The organism is Meiothermus cerbereus DSM 11376 (assembly GCF_000620065.1).
Taxonomy (GTDB): Bacteria; Deinococcota; Deinococci; order Deinococcales; family Thermaceae; genus Meiothermus; species Meiothermus cerbereus.
On the sequence record NZ_JHVI01000014.1, the window covers coordinates 26,990 to 46,075 of the forward strand.

19 protein-coding genes are annotated in these 19,086 nt (G+C 59.9%); 9 read left to right on the top strand and 10 right to left on the bottom strand.

Translation table 11 applies throughout. The annotated features are described in order from the left end of the window. Positions 1 to 263: 263 nt before the first annotated feature. Complete coding sequence (locus Q355_RS0106455) at positions 264 to 1,433, bottom strand: ABC transporter substrate-binding protein (protein WP_027877043.1); 1,170 nt, start codon at positions 1,431 to 1,433, stop codon at positions 264 to 266. A gap of 159 nt (positions 1,434 to 1,592) precedes the next feature. Continuing rightward, entirely contained in the window at positions 1,593 to 2,531 is a 939-nt protein-coding gene (locus tag Q355_RS0106460; protein WP_027877044.1) for a LysR family transcriptional regulator, read from the bottom strand. Between the two features lie 269 nt (positions 2,532 to 2,800). Here Q355_RS0106460 and Q355_RS0106465 point away from each other — a divergent pair, with 269 nt between their 5' ends. Then, positions 2,801 to 4,243, top strand: a complete 1,443-nt coding sequence (locus tag Q355_RS0106465; RefSeq protein ID WP_027877045.1) for an NAD-dependent succinate-semialdehyde dehydrogenase — start codon at positions 2,801 to 2,803, stop codon at positions 4,241 to 4,243. 263 nt (positions 4,244 to 4,506) lie between these two features. Beyond that, complete coding sequence (locus tag Q355_RS0106470) at positions 4,507 to 4,917, top strand: DUF3197 domain-containing protein (RefSeq protein ID WP_027877046.1); 411 nt, start codon at positions 4,507 to 4,509, stop codon at positions 4,915 to 4,917. Positions 4,918 to 4,926: 9 nt separating this feature from the next. Here Q355_RS0106470 and Q355_RS0106475 read toward each other — a convergent pair whose 3' ends face one another. The 7 genes from Q355_RS0106475 to Q355_RS0106505 form a co-directional block, all read right to left on the bottom strand. Beyond that, entirely contained in the window at positions 4,927 to 5,256 is a 330-nt protein-coding gene (locus Q355_RS0106475; protein WP_027877047.1) for a metal-sulfur cluster assembly factor, read from the bottom strand. 125 nt (positions 5,257 to 5,381) lie between these two features. After that, a complete protein-coding gene (locus tag Q355_RS0106480; RefSeq protein WP_027877048.1) occupies positions 5,382 to 6,200 on the bottom strand; it encodes an ABC transporter ATP-binding protein in 819 nt (272 codons plus the stop codon). Between the two features lie 80 nt (positions 6,201 to 6,280). Beyond that, on the bottom strand, positions 6,281 to 7,489 hold the full coding sequence (locus Q355_RS0106485) for an ABC transporter substrate-binding protein (protein WP_027877049.1): 1,209 nt from the start codon (positions 7,487 to 7,489) through the stop codon (positions 6,281 to 6,283). A gap of 75 nt (positions 7,490 to 7,564) precedes the next feature. After that, positions 7,565 to 8,641 (bottom strand): branched-chain amino acid ABC transporter permease, encoded by a 1,077-nt coding sequence (locus Q355_RS0106490; RefSeq protein WP_027877050.1) that lies wholly within the window; start codon positions 8,639 to 8,641, stop codon positions 7,565 to 7,567. A 111-nt stretch (positions 8,642 to 8,752) separates the two neighbouring features. Beyond that, positions 8,753 to 9,661 (bottom strand): branched-chain amino acid ABC transporter permease, encoded by a 909-nt coding sequence (locus tag Q355_RS0106495; RefSeq protein WP_027877051.1) that lies wholly within the window; start codon positions 9,659 to 9,661, stop codon positions 8,753 to 8,755. 12 nt (positions 9,662 to 9,673) lie between these two features. Further along, positions 9,674 to 11,614 carry a long-chain fatty acid--CoA ligase gene (locus Q355_RS0106500; protein WP_027877052.1) on the bottom strand — a complete coding sequence of 647 codons (1,941 nt, stop codon included), beginning with the start codon at positions 11,612 to 11,614 and terminating at the stop codon, positions 9,674 to 9,676. Positions 11,615 to 11,728: 114 nt separating this feature from the next. Next, positions 11,729 to 12,499 (bottom strand): ABC transporter ATP-binding protein, encoded by a 771-nt coding sequence (locus Q355_RS0106505; RefSeq protein WP_027877053.1) that lies wholly within the window; start codon positions 12,497 to 12,499, stop codon positions 11,729 to 11,731. A gap of 399 nt (positions 12,500 to 12,898) precedes the next feature. Here Q355_RS0106505 and rpmH point away from each other — a divergent pair, with 399 nt between their 5' ends. The 7 genes from rpmH to Q355_RS0106540 all read left to right on the top strand — a co-directional run bounded on the left by rpmH (position 12,899) and on the right by Q355_RS0106540 (position 17,708). Beyond that, positions 12,899 to 13,057, top strand: coding sequence for a 50S ribosomal protein L34 (gene rpmH, locus Q355_RS0106510; protein ID WP_027877054.1), 159 nt, complete (start codon positions 12,899 to 12,901; stop codon positions 13,055 to 13,057). Between the two features lie 150 nt (positions 13,058 to 13,207). Next, positions 13,208 to 13,483 carry a ribonuclease P protein component gene (gene rnpA / locus Q355_RS0106515; RefSeq protein WP_245597515.1) on the top strand — a complete coding sequence of 92 codons (276 nt, stop codon included), beginning with the start codon at positions 13,208 to 13,210 and terminating at the stop codon, positions 13,481 to 13,483. A 47-nt stretch (positions 13,484 to 13,530) separates the two neighbouring features. After that, positions 13,531 to 13,788, top strand: a complete 258-nt coding sequence (gene yidD, locus Q355_RS0106520; RefSeq protein ID WP_027877056.1) for a membrane protein insertion efficiency factor YidD — start codon at positions 13,531 to 13,533, stop codon at positions 13,786 to 13,788. 13 nt (positions 13,789 to 13,801) lie between these two features. Beyond that, positions 13,802 to 15,178: a YidC/Oxa1 family membrane protein insertase gene (locus tag Q355_RS0106525; protein ID WP_027877057.1), complete on the top strand. Its 1,377-nt coding sequence runs from the start codon at positions 13,802 to 13,804 to the stop codon at positions 15,176 to 15,178. Positions 15,179 to 15,424: 246 nt separating this feature from the next. Further along, positions 15,425 to 16,033: a Jag family protein gene (locus Q355_RS0106530; RefSeq protein WP_027877058.1), complete on the top strand. Its 609-nt coding sequence runs from the start codon at positions 15,425 to 15,427 to the stop codon at positions 16,031 to 16,033. After that, complete coding sequence (gene prmC, locus Q355_RS0106535; protein ID WP_027877059.1) at positions 16,017 to 16,883, top strand: peptide chain release factor N(5)-glutamine methyltransferase; 867 nt, start codon at positions 16,017 to 16,019, stop codon at positions 16,881 to 16,883. The genes Q355_RS0106530 and prmC overlap by 17 nt, the downstream gene beginning before the upstream one ends. Before the next feature lie 48 nt (positions 16,884 to 16,931). Then, positions 16,932 to 17,708, top strand: coding sequence for an inositol monophosphatase family protein (locus Q355_RS0106540; protein WP_027877060.1), 777 nt, complete (start codon positions 16,932 to 16,934; stop codon positions 17,706 to 17,708). A gap of 51 nt (positions 17,709 to 17,759) precedes the next feature. Here the strand turns inward: Q355_RS0106540 and purD are convergent, their stop codons facing one another. Then, positions 17,760 to 19,001, bottom strand: a complete 1,242-nt coding sequence (gene purD, locus Q355_RS0106545; protein WP_027877061.1) for a phosphoribosylamine--glycine ligase — start codon at positions 18,999 to 19,001, stop codon at positions 17,760 to 17,762. Positions 19,002 to 19,086 lie beyond the last annotated feature (85 nt).

Here is a 19,086-nt window from a genome sequence, read left to right on the forward strand (position 1 = left end):
GGTTATCCGTAGCGAGGTTATCGTCTGTTGACATGGGTGGGGGCTGGTCACTATGCCAAGCGTTACCGCGCCCAACCTTACCCTACCCACGAATCGCTTGGCTCCTTAACGCGGTGCGAGGCTATCTTTTTGAGTCCTTCGATCACTGAGCTTGTCGAAGCAGAGAACTCCCGCTGGCTGGGTTGGTTCGTCACCATCCCGTAACGAACCAACCGAATCCGGTATTACCGCGCCGGGATGCCAGGAGTGGTTGGTGATCTTCCTTACCTGCCCCCCTGAATTGCGATGTAGTCGCTCACCCAGCGGCTATAGGGCACGCACTGGTTGTTCTGGGTGCGGCACTGGACGGTGGGGGTGCGCCAGAAGAAAATCTTGTCGAAGTCGTTAAAGCCCTGGTTCTTGCAGCCATCGGCAGGCAGCAAGGAGCCGGGAGTGTTGCAGGCTGCCGGAACCACCGGGTTGGAGCCAAACCAGCCCGCAATGTCGGCCTGCACCTTGTTGGTAAGCTGCCAGTTGAGCCAGCGGTAGGCGCAGTTGGAGTTCTTGGAGTTGGCCGCCAGCATGGTGGTATCGGCCCAGCCGGTGGCCCCTTCCTTGGGCACCACCCAGTCAATGGGTCGCTTGTTGGCCTTGAGGGTGTTCACCTGGAAGATCCAGGTGGTCGAGGCCACCACCCCTTCGTTGGTGAAGTCCTGCACCTGGGCGTTGGCATCGTTCCAGTAGCGCTGGAGGAGGGCCCGCTGCTGGCGCAGCAGCTTGAGCACCTCCTGGTACTGCCGCTCGTTGAGCTCGTAGGGGTCTTTGATGCCGAGTTCGGGCCGGGTGCGCATCAGATAGAGCGCGGCATCGGCCACATAGATAGGCCCATAGTAGGCCTGGATGCGGCCTTTGTTGCTCTTGCCATCGGGCAGGATCATCTCCTCAAACACCACTTTCCAGCTATCCGGTGGGGTCTTGAAGACGTTGGTGTTGTAGGCCAGCACGTTTACGCCAAACTGGTAGGGCACCCCATACCGCACCCCGTTCACCACATACCAGGGCGCATTGAGCAGGCGTCGGTCAATATTACGGGTGTTGGGAATCAGGTTCCAGTTGACCGGAGCTACCACGTTGCCGGCTATCAGGCGCTGGGTGGCATCGCCCGAGGCGGTCACGAGGTCGTAGCCGCCCTGGTTCATCAGCCGAACGGCCTCGTCCGAGCTACTGAACACCTTAACCGTCACCTTACAGCCGGTCTCTTTTTCGAAGCCCGAGACCCAGTCGGCGCTCTTGTCAGTAGAGCCATTCTCCACATAGCCCGGCCAGGCCAGGATGTTGAGCTGGCCCTCGCTGGGCCCCAACGACTGCTTGGCCCGGCTGGCCGGAAGTTGTGCCACCGCTAGACCCGCCACTGCCGCTAAACCTACCACTGCCAAGAACCATCGTGTTCTCATGCTCCCTCCTCCACCAGCTACGACAGCCCCAAAGGCTAAGCCCCACCAACAAGACAACGCCAGCTGTCGAACTGCCCCTAACGATAAAGCCCCTGGGAAGCAGCGCACAAGAAACCTGAGGATATGGGAGGCATCGGAAAAACAGATTGGGAATCGGGGCTACTCCCCGGTGCTTAGCAGGTCGCTGTAGCCCATCCCGTAGGTCTGCACCCGGCTGTGCTCCCCTACCACCACCAAAAACTGCCGGGCCGCCTCGCTAAGAGCGCTGCCCCGGCGCCAGGCCACCCCGATCTCCAGACGGGGTAAACCCTCGAGCAAGGGGCGCGACTCCAGCCGATCGCCCTCGAGGCTCCAGGGCCTATACATCAGGTTGGGCAACACCGCCACGCCAATTCCCACCGCCACCAGGCTGCGCATGGCCTCGATGGAATCGGTACGCACCGCCACCCGGGGGAAGCCGCTCAAGCGGTAGATCTGCTGGGTGACCTCCTCGAGCTCGTCGTTCTTCAGGTACAAAAAGCGCTCGTCCCGCAAGTCCCCCAGCGACACCGCCTCGTGCTGCACCAGCGGGTGGTTGGTGGGCAGCCAGACCCGCCAGGGGGCCCGCAGCAGGGTGCGGGTCTCGAGGGCCTGCTTGTCCACCATCGAGACATTCATCACCGCTACATCCAGCTCGCCATTAATCAGCAGGTGCTCGATATAACCCCGCCGGTCTTCCACCACGGCCACCTGGATGCCCGGAAATACCCGCTCGAAGCGGTCGAGCAGGTAGGGCAGATAGTAGGCCGTTACCAGGCTGGTCACGCCCAGGTTGAGCTGCCCGGAGGTGGCATCGGGGCGCTCGCGGATGGCCTGCTCGGCGTTTCGTAGCGCAGCCAGCACCTCGTGGGCGTGGCGCAAAAACTGGTGTCCGGCGTGGGTCAGAATCATGCCCCGGGCATGCCGGGTAAAAAGCTCGGCCCCCAGGGTGTCTTCCAGCTTCTTGATGGCTTCCGTAACCACCGACTGGCTCACGTTGAGCGAGGTAAGGGCCCTGGAAATCGAACCCGACTCGGCCACCGCTATGAAATACACCAACTGTTTGAGCGATATTTGCACCAAGGACTCCTATCGGCAGAACCGATGATTCAAGTGTAGCTGCCCCGGTCAAGGCTTTCCAGCGGTGGAGCAAAATGGAGGCCAACCCGACGGGTTGGGATGCCCTGCGGGCGGCAGACCCGCTGCTACGGCTCGAGCGCGGCGGGGGCCGCTATACCCCAGAACCCAGCACCGCCAACGACCTGGCCTCCGCGCCCGGCCCGGTTGCTGGAAATTGCAAGACAACTCCCACAAAGCGCCCGGCGGGGCCAGGGTATGCTAGAGGAACTATGGTCAAAGATTTTGAATTTCCCAGCCTGGCCTACCTGGGCGGTAAGTGGCACAAAACCCCCAAAACCTTCCCGGTCAAAAGCCCCTACAGCGGCAGCCTGGTGGCCGAGGTGGCCGACTGCGGCGAGGCCGAGGCCAGAATGGCCGCCGATGCAGCAGTGGCAGCCTTCAAGGAATGGAAAAAGCTGACCGGCTTCGAGCGGGGCAAAATTTTGCGCAAGTGGAACGACCTGCTCATTGCCCACCAGGAGGAGCTGGGGCGCCTGACCGCACTGGAGATGGGCAAACCCATCACTGAGGCCAAAGGGGAGGTCTTGTATGCGGCCAGCTTCGTGGAGTGGTGCGCCGAGGAAGCCACCCGTGTAAACGGAGAGCTTATTCACTCGCGTTTCCCCAACAAGCGCCAGATGGCCGTGTACGAGCCGGTAGGGCCGGTGTATGCCGTCACGCCCTGGAACTTCCCCACCAGCATGATCACCCGCAAGGCCGCGCCCGCGCTGGCGGCAGGCTGCACCATCATCGTTAAACCCGCCGAGCAAACCCCCCTCTGTGCGCTGTACCTGGCCAAGCTCTGGGAAGAAGCCGGGGGGCCTGCCGGAACCTTGCAGGTGCTGCCCGCCTCCGACCCGGTGCCGGTCTCGAGGGTCCTGATGGAGGACATGCGTATCCGCAAGATCACCTTTACCGGCTCTACGCCTGTGGGCAAGATTCTCTACCGCCAGGGGGCCGATACCCTCAAGCGGGTCTCGCTCGAGCTCGGCGGCAATGCCCCCTTCATCATCTTCGAGGACGCCGACATCGAAAAAGCGGTGCAGTTCACCCTGCTCTCCAAGTACCGCAACGCCGGCCAGACCTGTGTAACCACCAACCGCATCTATGTGCACAAGAAGCTCGAGGCCGACTACGCCGGGGCACTGGCCGAGGCGGTGAGCCAGCTCAAGGTGGGCGACCCCCTGGATCCCAGCACCAACGTGGGGCCACTGGTCGAACAGCAAGGGCTGGATAAAGTGGTCTCGCACGTGCAGGACGCTCTTGCCAGAGGCGCTCAAGTGGTCGCGGGCGGCAAGCCCCTGGGCGGGCTTTTGTACGCCCCTACGGTCCTCACCGGCATCCAGCCGGGCATGCGCATCCTGGAAGAGGAAACCTTTGGGCCGGTAGCCCCCCTGATGCCCTTCGAGGACGAAGAACAGGCCATCGCCTGGGCCAACAACACCGACTATGGCCTGGCCGCCTACATCTGGACTAAAGACCTTTCCCGCGCCTTCCGGGTGGCCGAAGCGCTCGAGTACGGCATTGTGGGCGTAAACGACCCCGTCCCCAGCGCGATGGGCTCCAACCTGCCCTTCGGCGGCTACAAAAACTCTGGCCTGGGCCGCGAGGGTGGGCACTGGGGCATGGAGGAGTTCCTCGAGACCAAGCTCATCTCGTTCCTGCTGCCCTAAGTGTCTCCATCGTTGAAATACAAGCTGCTGTTCCGAAAGATCGCTGGGGGAATTGCGCCGACTCACTCCGCTGGTTTTGCCAATCTACCCTGGCGCAACTTAGACCTCGAGCTGAACCGGGCTACCGCGCCTCCAGCAAACAGGCAGACAACCCGAGATGCCTACCTCTAGAGCGCTCTTAAGCTGCTCACAACTTGGAGGCTACGTCTGTGAAGAGTGCGATAAAGCCAGTATCCGCACAAAAGCAGCTATAGAATGAAGGCATGGAAATAGTCGGCCTTCGCGGCGCTCCCCAAAAAACCCTTCTGGCCCTCAAGGAGGCGCTGAAGGGCGTTGATTTCTCCGAGGCCACGGTTACATACATCACCGACTGGCAGGACCAGCGGGCCAATGCCCGCTTTGCCATCTTCGTACGGGAGGGCAAACACCGCATCCTGAGCCTGGATGCTTTTGGTCCTCGCTTTGGGGCCGCAGGCGATGCGGCGCTCAGAGAAATTACCCTCTGGTTTATCGAGCGGGGCGTAACCGACTTCAAGGAGGCGGTGGTCGCCCCTTCCGAATACGCAGCGCTGTTCGAGCTCGAAGATCAAGAGCTCGAGCGGCTGATAGAAGCCACCGGCAACCCCACCGATCCCGTGCTTTACATCAAACGGGAATTCACCAGCCGAGCCTGAGGCCGAGCATCAAACATTGAAGCCAAACATCCGCATCTGACGCTTGCCATCTTCGGTCATGCGGGCGGGTGTCCAGGGCGGCGTCCAGACAAAGTCTACGTTTACTGCATTAACGCCTTCCAAACGCATCACGGCGATTTCAGCATCGGCTTTGACGATATCCTGGGCGGGGCAGCCAATGGAGGTCAGGGTCATGGTGATGTCCACCACGCCCCCCTCCTTGACCTCGGCGTCGTAGACCAGGCCCAAATCCACCACGTTAACCGGAATCTCCGGGTCGCGCACAACCTTGAGGGCTTCCAAAATCTGTTCTTTGGTGGGCAGTGTGGTCTCGCTCATGACCCCCATGGTACTTTAGGCCGGGCATTTACACCCTGCTTTATCGCACTCTTCATTTTGAAGAGCGCTCTATGTTGCAAAAAAAGAGCGAGTCTGCACTCGCTCTTCCAGAGCTCCGCCAACCTTTACATAAACCGCTTTCTGCGGCGGTAGCTTTTTACATCCTTGAAGCTCTTGCGTCCACCCGATTTGGCCACCCCCAGATAAAACTCCTTCACATCGGGGTTGGTTTCCAGGTATTCCTTGGTACCCTCCAGGGCAATCCGCCCCGACTCCATGATGTAACCATAGTGGGCCACCGAGAGGGCCACCCGGGCGTTCTGCTCCACCACCAGCACCGTCACGCCTTCCTCGGCGTTGATCTGGGCCACAATATCGAAAATTTCACGCACCAGCAGGGGGGCCAGCCCCAGGCTGGGCTCGTCCAGCAGCAAAAGGCGCGGGCTGGCCAGCAGGGCCCGCCCAATAGCCAGCATCTGCTGTTCGCCGCCCGAGCAGTAGCCCGCCAGGCGATTTTTGATCAGGGCCAGTTTGGGGAAATAGTGGTAGATGCGCTCGAGGTCTTCCTTGACCTTAGCCCAGTCGCGCCGGGTAACCGAACCCACCCGCAGGTTTTCCTCCACCGTAAGGTGCTTAAAAACCCGCCTTCCCTCCGGCACCTGCACAATGCCCTTGAGCACAATCTGCTCCGGCAGCTTGTTGGCAATGTTCTCGCCCCGGTACAGGATAGAACCCGACACCACCTTGCCGTCCTCGGGCACCAGCAACCCCGAAATGGCCCGCAGGGTGGTGGTCTTTCCGGCGCCATTGGGGCCCAGCAAGGCGGTAATGTGCCCTTCGGGCACCTTCAGCGACACCCCCCGCAACACCTGAATGATGTCCTTATACACTACCTCGATGTTGTTAACTTCCAGCAAAATGGGGCCCAGGTCTTCAGGTTGCATATAGCCTCGCTCATCGCTTGTAGCCAGTAGCCGATGGCTAAATTTTCTTCAGCTATCAGCTACTGGCCTCTGGCCCAGCTTTAGGGGTTTCTCACCTGGCGGAACAGCGTAGAGGTAAAGGGTTCAGTTACCGGAACAAACTTGCCGCCTCTAGCTTCCAACACCCGCAACCCCTCGGCTCCGGTCTGCTCGCTGCGGGTGAAGTCGATCTCGATGCCTGCCTTGGTAGAGACCGCAAAGCCGGGTCTGAAGGCGTTGGGGCCGTTCATACCAATCAGGGCCTGGTAGACGGTTTCGTTATCAATGCGGCCATTGAAGCGCTGGGCAGCCCGCTTCATGGCCTCTACCGCGATGGCCGCCGCCAGCATCCCGGCGGTGTAGTTGGTGGAGTTGAGAATATCGGCGCCGCGGTTATATTTTGCGGCCAGCTGCTTCTGCAGGTTAATGCCCGGTGCGTTCTCGTCCAGGGTGTAGTAGCTGCTGGCCCACAAGTAGCCCTCAGCCGCATCCCCGGCCAGGCGAATCAAATCGGCACCGCCGGTGTAAACCGCCCCCATCTGCTTGATCTTTTTATCCAGTCCCAGACGCTTGGCGTCCTTGAGGATGTTGGCTACCGGCCCGGCTACGTTTTGGTGGATGATGAACTCGACCCCGGCAGCATCCAGTGCGCGCAACAGGGCGGTGTTGTCCAGGTTGCCCCCGCCCACTTCCCGCACATCCACGATGGTCTGTCCCAACCGTTGGGCAGCTCGACGGGCATGGTCTACCACCGCACGCCCGAAGGGGCTGGGGTTCACCACCAGGGCAATCTTGGCATTTTTGCTGGTTCGGTTGATGTACTCCATCAGCGCCACCACCTGCTCGGAGTAGCTGCTCACCGGCAGGAACATGTACTGGTTGTTGGGCGGTTCAATCAGGCCGATGTGGGCCGAGGCGGGAATGGTGGGCATCTTCACTTCGTTGATGAGGGGCTTGAGTTGCAGCATGGCCCCGGTAGAGTAGCCCAGGTAAATAGCCGGCTTGGCCCGATCCAGGGCTTCCTCGAAGATGCGCTGAGTGTTGGGGTTCTGGTACTGGTCGTCCCGCACGCTGCAGTTGAGGGTGACGTTGGGGATCAGTTTTTGCTCGTTGGCATAGCGGCAGTAATCCTCGATACCCGCCCCATACGGCCCCCCCACGTCCGAGGTGGGCCCCGTCACGGCCCCCGACCACAGCAGGTTGACCGTGCGCCCCTGGGCCATAGCCAGTCCCAGGAGTGCCACTGTTGCTAAAACCATCGCTCGCTTCATGATGCCTCCTCTATCTCTGCTAATCTTCACTTAGATTGCAACGCGCCTAACGCGGTGTTGCCTTGGTTGCGGGCCTCAATACTTGAACGGCCAGGTTCGGAAATAACTTCGCACAAGCCGCCACCAGTTGTATAGCCCTCTCGGTTCGAAAACCAGGAACAGCACAATCACCAGGCCAAAAGAAAGGGGCAGCAAGGCCGAGGCCACATCCACACCCGCCGGGGTGATGCTCTGAATGAAGGCGTTGGATTTCATCCATTCCGAAAGCCGTTCCACGTACAAGCGCAAAAACTCGATAAAGGCCGGGCCCAGTATGCTGCCCACCACCGTGCCCAGCCCGCCCACAATGGCCATGGCCAGCAGGGCCACCGAGCGGCCCAGGGTGAACTCCTCCACCACCACCGCCCGCTGCATATAAGCCAGCAAACCCCCGGCCACCCCCCCGTAGAAGGCCCCCAGGGCAAAGGCCATGAGCTTGGTGCGGCCCGGATCCATACCCATAGCGTCGGCGGCGCGGTCGTTGTCGCGCACGGCGATGAGCGCCCGGCCATACTTGCCCCGCAGCAGGTTGCGCCAGGCTATGACCACGAGCACCAGCACGAACAAAATCACGTAGTACCAGAAATAGTTGTGGTTGCGGAAGCTAATTTCCAGGCCCAAAAAGTTTCGCATCTCCACCGGAATCGCCGCCCCTTGGGCCAGGGCCGGACTGCGCCCCACCACCCACACGAAAATCTCCTGGAATGCCAGCGTCGCCAGCGCCAGGTAGAGGTGCTTGACCCGGAGGCTCGGAATTCCCACGATGAAGCCGATGATGGCCGCTGCAAAGCCCCCCAAAGGAACCGTTAACCAGAACGGTAGGCTGGGTGCGCTCAAGGCCACCGTGTAAGCCCCCACCCCCATAAAAGCCGCCTGACCCACGCTAATCAGGCCCGCATAGCCGGTGGTGATGTTGAGCCCCAGCACCGCAATGATGTAAATCAGAATGAAGTTGAGCACCAGCACCTGCGAGCGTTCTAAGAACATCGGCAGGATACACAGGGCTACAAGCAGCAGCACCAGCGAGACAATCTCGCGGTAGTTGGCAAAGATGGTGGTGTCCTGCACGTAGGAGGTGCGGTAGTTGCCGGTCTGGGCCCAGGGGTTACGCATAGAAACCCCCCCAAAAAGCGTAGAAAGTGGAAAGAGAAAAGAGCAAAGGAGAGCCCAGAGGCCCCTGCTTTCCTCCTTCTACTTTTCTCTTTGCTCGCTGTTCGTTCCTCATCACACCCTCTCAATCTCCTCGGTGCCAAACAGCCCATGGGGCTTGAACCACAGCATGACCAGCAGCACCACAAAGGGCATTACATACTGCGAGCCACCCCCTACCAGTCCAATCTGGCTAAAGAACCCATCCAGGTAGGCGGTAGAAAAGGACTGCAGGATGCCTATGACGATACCCCCCACCACGGCTCCCGGAACCGAGTCCAAACCCCCCAGGATCACTGCCGGGAATACCGCCAGTCCGATAGCAATCAGGCCGTCCTGGTTCAGGCCCGACACCGTTCCGACCACAATGCCAGCAGCAGCAGCCGTAAGGCCTGCCACCGCCCAGGCCAGTGCAAAAACCCGCTGCACCGAGACCCCCACACTCATGGAGGCCATCTGATCGTCGGCCACCGCCCGCATCGAGACCCCCAGCACCGAACGCTGGAAAAACCAGCCAAAAAGCAGCAAGAACACTACGGTAAAACCAATCGCCAAAAGCTGTGGGTACGAGATGTTAATGGCCCCCAGGTTGAGCCCTCCCGCCGGCAAAAATGCCGGGAAGGTGAAATTGCCCGAACCAAAGGGGGTCAGGTACATCAGGCCGTCCAGCACACTGGCCAGACCAATGGTGACCATAATTACCGAGATAATCGGCTGCCCCACCATCCGGCGCAAAAACACCCGCTCTACCAGAAACCCCAGTCCGGCCGTTAGCAGCATGGACACCAACGCCGCCAGCCATATGGGCAGCTTGACCCACACCGCCAGGGCATAGGCCATAAAAGCCCCAATGGCAATAAACTGGCCGTTGGCAAAGTTAATAACCCGGCTGGACTTGTAAATCAGCACAAATCCCAGTGCAGCCAGGGCGTATATGCAGCCTACGGCCACACCGGAGATGAGGTTTTGCACAAAGTCGATCACAGACTACGCCTCCTATGCACCCACCAGTTCGGTCTTGCCATTGGCCTCGAGCACCCTTACCTCTACCGAGACTTTTTGCACCGTACCGTCCTGGTACTTGAACTCAGTGTCCACCTGCACCGTGTCGGCATGGCCGTAAAGCGCATCCACAAGGGGTTGATAGCGCTGCATGATGAACTTCCGGCGCACCTTACCGGTACGGGTCAGCTCGTCATCGTCGGCATCGAGCAGCTTATAAAGCAACACAAAGCGTCGGATGCGCAAGTGCTCGGGTAGCCCTGCGTTGACCGCCCTCACCTCCTTGCGAATGAGCTCGGCCACCTGCGGCTTTTGCGAGAGGTCTATATAGGTGGTGTAGGCAATCCGGTTGTCCTCGGCCCATTTGCCCACGGTCTGGGGGTCTACGTTAATAAAGGCGGTAAGGTAGGGCTTCTGGTCGCCAAAGACCACCGCTTCTTTGATGTAGGGGCTGAATTTGAGCTTGTTCTCGATAAACTGCGGGCTGAACATCTGCTGGGTGCTGGTGTGCATCACGTCCGATACCCGGTCAATCACCACCAGGTGGCCCTCGGGCGTGAGGTAGCCGGCATCGCCGGTGTGCAGCCAGCCATCGGCAAAGGTTTCGGCGGTGGCCTCGGGGTTCTGCCAGTAACCCGCCACCACCGCGTCGGATCTGCACAGAATTTCGCCGCGCTCGCTAATTTTGACCTCGCCCCCCGGAATCGGCACCCCCACCGTATCGGCCCGCACGTCGCCGTCGCGGTGCACAAAGGCAATCCCGATGATCTCGGTCTGGCCGTAGATTTGCTTGAGGTTAACCCCAATGGCGTGGTAAAAGCGGAAGACATCCGGGCCGAGTGCAGCCCCGCCGGTGTAGGCCCGGCGCAGCCGCAAAAAACCAAGCTGGTCGCGCAGGGGTTTGAACATGACCTGGTCGGCCAGCCAGTAGGCCAGGCGCAGCCCCAGGGGCATGGGTTTACCACTCATGCGGTAGTCGGCGGCGCGGTAGCCGATTTTGAGCATCTGTTGGTAGACCCAGCGGTTGAAGGCGTAGGTCTCGGAGATACGAACCCAGATCTGGCTCTGGGTGCCCTCCCAGACCCGGGGCGGGCTGAACATCACGTGCGGCCCAATCTCCTTGAGGTCGCTCATGGCGGTCTCTACCGACTCGGGCATGTTGACGGCAAACCCACCGGCCAGCGCCATGCCCACCGACATCATCTGCTCGCCAATCCAGGCAAAGGGCAAGAAAGACAAATAGTCGTCGGTAGGCTTCAGGGGGTCAATCTCCTGCAAAGCCACCCCCATGTGCAGCAGGTTGCGGTGCATTAGCATGGCGGCCTTGGGCCTGCCGGTGGTACCGGAGGTGAGGGAGAGGTGGCAGACGTCCTCGGGCCGGCCCTGGGCAATGCGTTCCTCCACGGCCTGGGGGTGCTTCTCCAGGTATGCTTCGCCCAGCCGCTCCACCTCTTCGAAGCCGATGATCCAGGGGTCGTCCTGGTAGGCGCGCATCCCCTTGGGGTCTTCGTAGATGACCTTGCGCACGCTGGGAATTTCGCTGCGGATTTCCAGGAGCTTGTCCACTTGCTCCTGGTTCTCGGCCACCACAAAGGCCGCCCCGGTATAGGAGAGCACATAGGCAATCTCGGGGGGCAGCGAAGACTGGTACACACCCACCGAGATCCCGCCCAGCGACTGGGTGGCAAGTTCGGCATAGAGCCACTCGGGGATGTTGTCGGCAATCACCGCCAGCCGCTCCCCCTTCTCGAAGCCCAGCGCCAAAAGACCCGCGGCAAAACGGGTTACGTGCCGGTAGTAGTCGGCAAAGGTGATCTCGTTCCAGATGCCAAAGTCCTTCTCGCGGATGGCCACCTGCTTGGGCATCGCTTTGGCCCGCATCTGGAGGACTTGCGGGAGGGTGTATTTTTTGAGCTCGTAGCCGGAGGGCATCATGGGCAACCTCCACGCAATGGGTAAAGGCGAGAAAAGGGAAAAGGGGAAAGAGAAAAGTAAAGGCTTTTGAAGTCCCTTTTCTCCTTTCTCTTTCCACTTTCCACGCCTCTCGCTTTATGCCACATGATCCACCCCCACATAGGCCTCCTGCACGCGCGGGTTCTGGCTGACTTCCTCGGGCAGCCCCGAGGCAATCACCTGACCAAAATCCAGCACGTAGACCCGCTCGGAGATGTCCATCACCACGCCCAGGTCGTGTTCGATGAGGATGATGGTGGTACCGCGCTCGGCCCGGATGTCCAGGATAAAGCGCACCATATCTTCTTTTTCTTCCAGGGTCATGCCGGCCATGGGCTCGTCCAGCAGCAAGAGCTTGGGCGAGAGGGCCAGGGCCCGGGCCACCTCGACCCGCTTGCGCACCCCGTAGGGCAGGTCGCCCACCAGGGCTTTGCGGTAGGGCTCGAGCTCCATGAAATCTATGATCTCTTCGCAGAAGCGTCGGTTTTCCACACCGACCCGCATGGCCCGGCCATAAATCAGGATGTTATCCAGTAGGTTGTAGTGCCCAAAGGTGTGGCGGGCCATCAGGAGGTTTTCCAGCACCGACATGCCGGTGAATAGCTCGATGTTCTGAAAAGCCCGCGCGATACCATACTTGGTAACCTGGTGGGGTGAGGCGTGGGTCAGGTCGTGGCCTTCAAAAATGATTTTGCCCGAAGTGGGGTGGTAGAAACCCGAGATGCAGTTGAGCAGGCTGGTCTTGCCCGCACCGTTGGGCCCAATCACCGAGACCAGCTCGCCGTTGGCAACCTCGAGGGAGACCTCGCTAAGCGCCCTCACCCCGCCAAAGTTTAGTGATACACGTTCTACCTTAAGCTGCACCAGGCCTCCTGAAACTATGAAACATCCCTTTAAAGGCTCATACCCCGCATTGCCTACTCGACTAACAAACAAGCGTTTGGTTGGGCTAGAGTATACCGATGGGCCCTATATTATGTCAACGTTTTGTGGCCTTGTATGCAAAAAAACGTTATATTGCAGGCATTGCACAAAATGAAGTTTTTTTGTTATGCGAAGCCCACCCCCTCCTTTAGTCCTGGCCCTGCGTTGCTTTTAACCCAGAGCCTCGAGCCCAGCCAGAAGAGGCTTGAAGCATCTAGGTGCCCCGATGTCTTCCCCCGCTTCCCGCTTTGGGGCCAATGTGCTACACTTTTAGGGTTGCCTGGCTCGGCCCGGCAGGATTACTTTTCTGGCTCTAACCCGGCCAGTTTTTTGGAGGAAGCGATGAAACGCACTTGGCAACCCAACAAGCGTAAACGGGCCAAAACCCACGGTTTTCGCGCCCGGATGAAGACCGCCGAAGGCCGCAAAGTACTAGCCCGCCGCCGCGCTAAAGGCCGCGCAAAGCTGACTGTCAGCAGCGAGCCTCAATTGCGCCGCTAGACCCAGGGCGTTTTCCCGGCTCCCCGATGCTGGGGAGTTTTTTTCCCTATACACAACTACACACAATTAGCCATAAGACCTGGCCACACATCCATGCCATTCTCTTCCCTCAAAGGTGAAAGAGCCTTCCAGCGCCTTCGTGGGGGGCGCATGGGGCGTGGAAAGTACCTGATGGTGCGCTGGTTCCCGCTACGACCCAACGCCTTCAATCCGGTGCGGGTGGGCATAGTGGTCTCCAATAAGGTGTCCAAAAAAGCTACCGTGCGTAACAAGATTCGCCGTCGCCTACGGGAAATTTTGCGAAAAATGCACCTTCCGCCGTGCGAGATGGTGGTGGTGGCCCAGCCCGAGGCGGTGGGCGCGTCCTACTGGGATTTACTAAAGGATCTAACCCATGCCCTAAAAAAGAGCGGGCTGGTACAATGACACAGGTTGGTTTGCTCTATTGTGGAAACCCGGAGCGTCGGTCTGAGATGTTGAACCAGTTTCTAAAGGGCAGCGTGCGCTTTTACCGGCGCTTTATATCGCCATTGAAGCCGCCCACCTGCCGCTTCTACCCAACCTGCAGCCACTATGCGCTGGAAGCGCTGGAGCGCCACGGGCCTGTTTGGGGCCTGTACCTGAGCCTCAAGCGTATTCTTAAGTGCCACCCCCTGCACCCGGGTGGGTTGGATTATGTACCTGAGGAAAGGCCTCGAGTCCGCTGGAATCCCCTGGACTCGCTGAAGTAAAAGGAGCAACTGGATGAAACGCTGGTTCTGGATAAGTTTGGCTTTGATCGCCCTGGCCCCCGCCTTCGCCCTCACCCCTGAGTGGCGCGAGGTAGATGTCAACAAAGACGGCAAGCCCGAAAAAGTGGCCGTCACCAACCTGGCCGACATCGCCTTCAATGAACAGGGTCAGATTGTGGGTTGGTACATCAAAACTGTGCGCGCCACCGACTTCAAGGGCAACTACGACCGCGCTCCAAACCTGGTTCACTCGAGCCAGACCCTACCCGGAACCCTCGAGGGCTTCACCCCAAGCAGCCGCGAGTTTATCCGTCGGGAAGCAGGCAACCCCGATGCCGACTTCATCGCCCGCTTTAGCGACGGTAGCACCACTCTTACCTACACCGTCCACCCCCGCTTCCTGACCATCGACGTAGATGTGCAAAGCCCCACCCCTCGCAAGCTGGTCTGGGCCGGCATTGGCGGAACCGACACCCCCATCACCAAGTGGCTGGGGCAGGGCAATAAAGAACCCCTTAACGCAGGGCAAGGCCCGGCAGTGTACGTGGGCTGGCAGACCCAAAAGAGCGCGGGTTTTGCCATGTTTATCCGCCCCCAAACCCCCACCCCCATCACCCTCACCCAGCTCAACGGCGCAGGCATCGCAGAGATTAGCGTCCCGGCGGGCAACTTTAATCTCAAGGTATATGGCGGCGCCAACGAGCTGGTGCGTCTGAACGTGGAGAACTTCTATGAGCTGCCGGGGGTTTTCCAGCCCAACATCTGGGGCCAGATTTCGCTTGGCCTGCTGTGGCTGTTAGAAGAAGCCCACAAACTGGCCGGGGGTAGCTGGGTATTGGCAATTGTGCTGGTCACAATCTTGATTCGGATATTGTTTTGGCCCTTGATGCACCAGCAGTATAAGAGCATGGCCGAGATGCAAAAAATCCAGCCCCTGATGAAAAAAATTCAGGAGAAGTACAAAGACAACAAGGAAAAGCAGCAAGAAGAGATGATGAAGCTTTACCAGGAGCACAAGATCAACCCCCTGGGCGGCTGCTTTCCCTTACTTTTGCAGATGCCTATCCTATTCTTGATGTTCAAACTAATGTCGGGCTATGAGTTTGGTCAGGGTTTTCTTTGGGTTCCAGACCTGGCCTTGCCGGATCCGCTCTACATTCTTCCTATCATTTACATACTGGTCATTTTTTTGTCTACGCTTATGACCGCGGCAGGAAACAGGGATGCCATTCGGCAAGGGATAATAATCAATCTCGTTTTTGCTTTTATCCTTTTTAGTTTTCCTGCGGGCGTGAACTTATATTACACCTTGTTCACCATCCTGGGAGTAGGCCAGCAGTACTTGATAAATAAGCAACTTGGGATTGGAAAGCCTTTCGTAGCCAGCTAGTAGTTTAGATTTTTTACATCCAGCAATAGAAAAACCAACCGCACGATGTCAATCGTGCGGTTGGTTTGAAATAATTCTGTGTGAGGAGGTGAAAAAAATGGAAATCCTGATGGAACTTCTAGGGATTTACAACACTTTTCTTAGCAATTTCCTTTGGTAACGGCTGCTAGTCAGTATATATTTATTCGCCCCCAACTGGGGGCGTTTTTTGTCTATGCTTGGTAAGCTATAATCGGACGATTAGCTATGGATGACAAAAAGCGTGGACTCGATGATCTGTTATCCGACCTGGGGATTGGGGAAAACGAAAGCGCCCCCGAGGTCGTACTGAAGGAGGAAGAGGCCGCCCCACTCGTGACCCAGCCCAACCAGGCACAAGACCCCAAAAGCGTGCTCGAGCACTTTATGGTGGGATTGCTCTTGCGCTTAGACCCAGCCTATTCGGTGGAAATAGCCCAGGATGGCGAGCTGTTCCGGGTCGAGATTCTGGGAGGCGACTCGGGGCGGGTGATTGGGCGCGAGGGCAAAACCCTGCAAAGCCTCGAGTTCATTGTAAATGTGGCCATGGCCAAGCACTTCGGCCCGGCTTACCGGGTGGTGCTGGATGCGGCAGGTTACCGTCGCCGCAACGAAGAGCGCATCCGGCGGATGGCCTCCGACGCGGTGTTGCAGGTGGAGGTGAGCGGTCAGCCCATCGAACTGCCCCCCATGCGCCCCAGCGAACGCCGCCTGATTCACGTGATGCTCAAACAGCACCCCAAAGTAACCACCACCTCGGTGGGCGAAGGGGAAGAACGCCATGTGGTGGTCTTACCGCGGGAGGCCAGCACACCCGAAAATGACCCCCAGGCCTAAGCGCTTTTTAGAGCTTCTGCAGGCTTTGCAACAGGAGCTGCTGGCTGCCGGGAAACCCGCCGTCGAGGCGCGCTGGCTGGTGGCCCACGCAGCCCAGCTAAGCGACCATGAGCTGGCCTTACGGCTTACAGAATCCGTGCCGCCGGACGTAGAAGAAGCCGCCTGGGCCATGTTGCGCCTGCGGCTTTCGGGCTATCCCTTGCAGCTGCTGCTGGGCGAAGCCGAGTTTTATGGGCTCAAGCTCAGGGTAGAGCGCGGGGTTCTGATTCCCCGGCCCGAGACCGAAGGGCTGGTCGAACACGCCCTGGCCCACCTGCCGCTGGACAAACCGGCTCGTGTGCTGGATGTTGGCACCGGCAGCGGGGCCATCGCGCTGGCCCTCAAGGCCATGCGGCCCCAGGCCACCGTCTGGGCCAGCGATATCAACCCCAAAGCCCTCGAGCTGGCCCGCAGAAACGCGCTGCAACTGGGGCTCGAGGTCACCTTCCTGGAAGCCCCCTTTACCGCCAACCTGCAGGGGCTGGATCTGATTGTCTCCAACCCCCCCTACCTGCCCGACAGCTACCGCGAAGAAGCCCCGCCCGAGCTGGCCTACGAAGATTCCACCGCCCTCTACGCCGGCCCGGATGGCCTGGAGGTGGCCCGCGAACTGCTACCCCAGGCCTGGAAGACCCTCAAACCTGGGGGCTGGCTGTGGCTGGAACTGGCCCCCGAAAACGTCTACACGCTGCTGGCCGAAGCCACCGCCCAGGGCTGGCTCGAGGCCCGGGTGCTACCTGACCTGACCCAGCGGCCCCGCTATCTGGTAGGCCAGAAGCCCATCGAATCCCAGAACTTTGCGGATGCCTAAAGCAAGAGGCCCAGCAGAATCACTAAAAACCGCGATAGAATCTGAAATATGGACTTGCGTGTATACCTGCAGACCGCCCTCGATGCAGCCTATCTGGCCAAAGGCATTCACCAGTACTACCAGGAGAAGGGTTTTACCCTAAGCAGCAAGTCCACCCCCACAGACCTGGTTACTCAGGCCGACCACGAGTCGGAAGCGGCCATCCGAGAACTCATTGCCGCGCGCCACCCCGACCACGTGGTGCTGGGAGAGGAGCAGGGCCAGGACAGAGAAGGGGCTTTTCGCTGGATTGTAGACCCCCTGGATGGCACCGTAAACTACGCCCACGGTTTTCCCTTTTATGCGGTGAGTATCGGCCTCGAGGCCCACGGCGAGGTGGTGCTGGGAGTGATTCTCGATACCGCCCGGGGCGACCTATTCACCGCTACCAAGGGGGGCGGGGCCTTCATGAATGGCCGCCCCATCCGGGTTTCCCCTCGAGCCACCCTGGTGGGAAGCCTGCTGGCCACCGGCTTCCCCTATGACGTTAGCAAAGACACCGAAAACCTGGTCTACTTCCAGCGGGCCCTGACCAGAGGGCTTATGGTGCGGCGTCCCGGCGCTGCCGCCCTCGACCTGGCCTACGTGGCCGCCGGGCGTCTGGATGGTTTCTGGGAGGTGAAGCTCAACCCCTGGGATGTGGCCGCAGGCTGGCTCATCATCCGCGAGGCCGGGGGTACGGTTACGGGCATGGAGGGGGAGGCCTACCGGCTGGGCAACCGCTACCTGGTAGCCTCCAACGGCCTGATTCACCAGCCTCTGCTGGACACCATACACGGGCGATAGGGCTGGATAGAGCGCTCTTCACAAGAAGAGTGCAACATTCGAGGGCAGCCATCAAATAACCTTGCGCCCGATATCCCGCCGGTAAATGGCGTGCTCGAATCTGACCGCACCCACCCCCACATAGGCCCGCTCAATGGCTTGGCGCAGATCCTCACCAAGCCCCACCACACTCAGCACCCGGCCCCCGTTGGTGAGCAGGCCTTGCGGGCCTCTGCGGGTTCCAGCCTGAAAGTAAAGCACCTGCTCGGGGGGCCGCTGGGGCAGCGACAGCGGCAGGCCTTTATGGGGGTCGTCGGGGTAGCCCGGCGCAGCCATCACCACACAGGCCGAAGCCAGCGGATGCCAGTCCAGGGTCAGCTCGTGCAGGCGGCCCTCCACCACCGCCAGGGCCAGCTCCACCAGGTCGGTCTTGAGCAGGGGCAGAATGGCCTGGCACTCGGGGTCGCCAAAACGGGCGTTAAACTCCAGAACCTTGGGCCCATCGTCGGTGAGCATCAGGCCAGCGTAAATGACCCCCTTGTAGACGATCCCTTCAGCCCGCAGCCCATCCACCAGGGGTTTGAGCACCCGCTCGATAATCTCGGTCAGCAGGCCCGGCGCCAAAGGGTAGGGGCAGATAGCCCCCATGCCCCCGGTCATGGGGCCGGTATCGCCGTCGAGCAAGCGCTTGTGATCCTGGGAGGGCAGCAGGGGCTTGATGGTGATGCCGTCGGTTACGGCCAGCACAGTGACCTCGGAGCCGCTCAAAAACTCCTCGATTACGATTTCGGTGCGCTCTGGCCCCGAAAGAATGTTGGCTACGGCCTGCTTGGCCTGTTGCAGGCTGGTTGCCACCGTTACCCCTTTGCCCGCGGCCAGACCCGAGTCTTTGACCACGATGGGCGCCCCCACCCCCTCGAGGTAGGCCAGGGCGTCCAGTACGTCACTAAAACTCCTGTGCCGGGCCGTGGGAATGCCAAAGCGCTCCATCAGCCCCTTAGCAAAGGCCTTGGAGCCCTCGATCATGGCAGCCTGCTGGGTGGGCCCAAAAATTTTCAGGCCCCTGGCCAGAAACGCATCGGCGATTCCCTCCACCAACGGCGCTTCCGGCCCCACCAGGGTTAGCTCGATGCCTTCCTGGTCGGCCCACTCGGCCAACCCCTGCACGTCACCATCCCAGGGAATGCACTCGGCCAGCTCGGCCATACCAGGGTTGCCTGGTGCAGCGTACAGCTCGCTCACCAGCGGCGACTGCGCCACCTTCCAACACATCGCATGTTCCCGCCCGCCCGAACCAACGACCAATACTTTCACGGAGCTAAGAATAACAGGGGGCAGTGAACAGCGAATAGGGGCCTGCGAACCCACCCGAAGCTCGCTCTTTTTGCTGAGGGCCCCA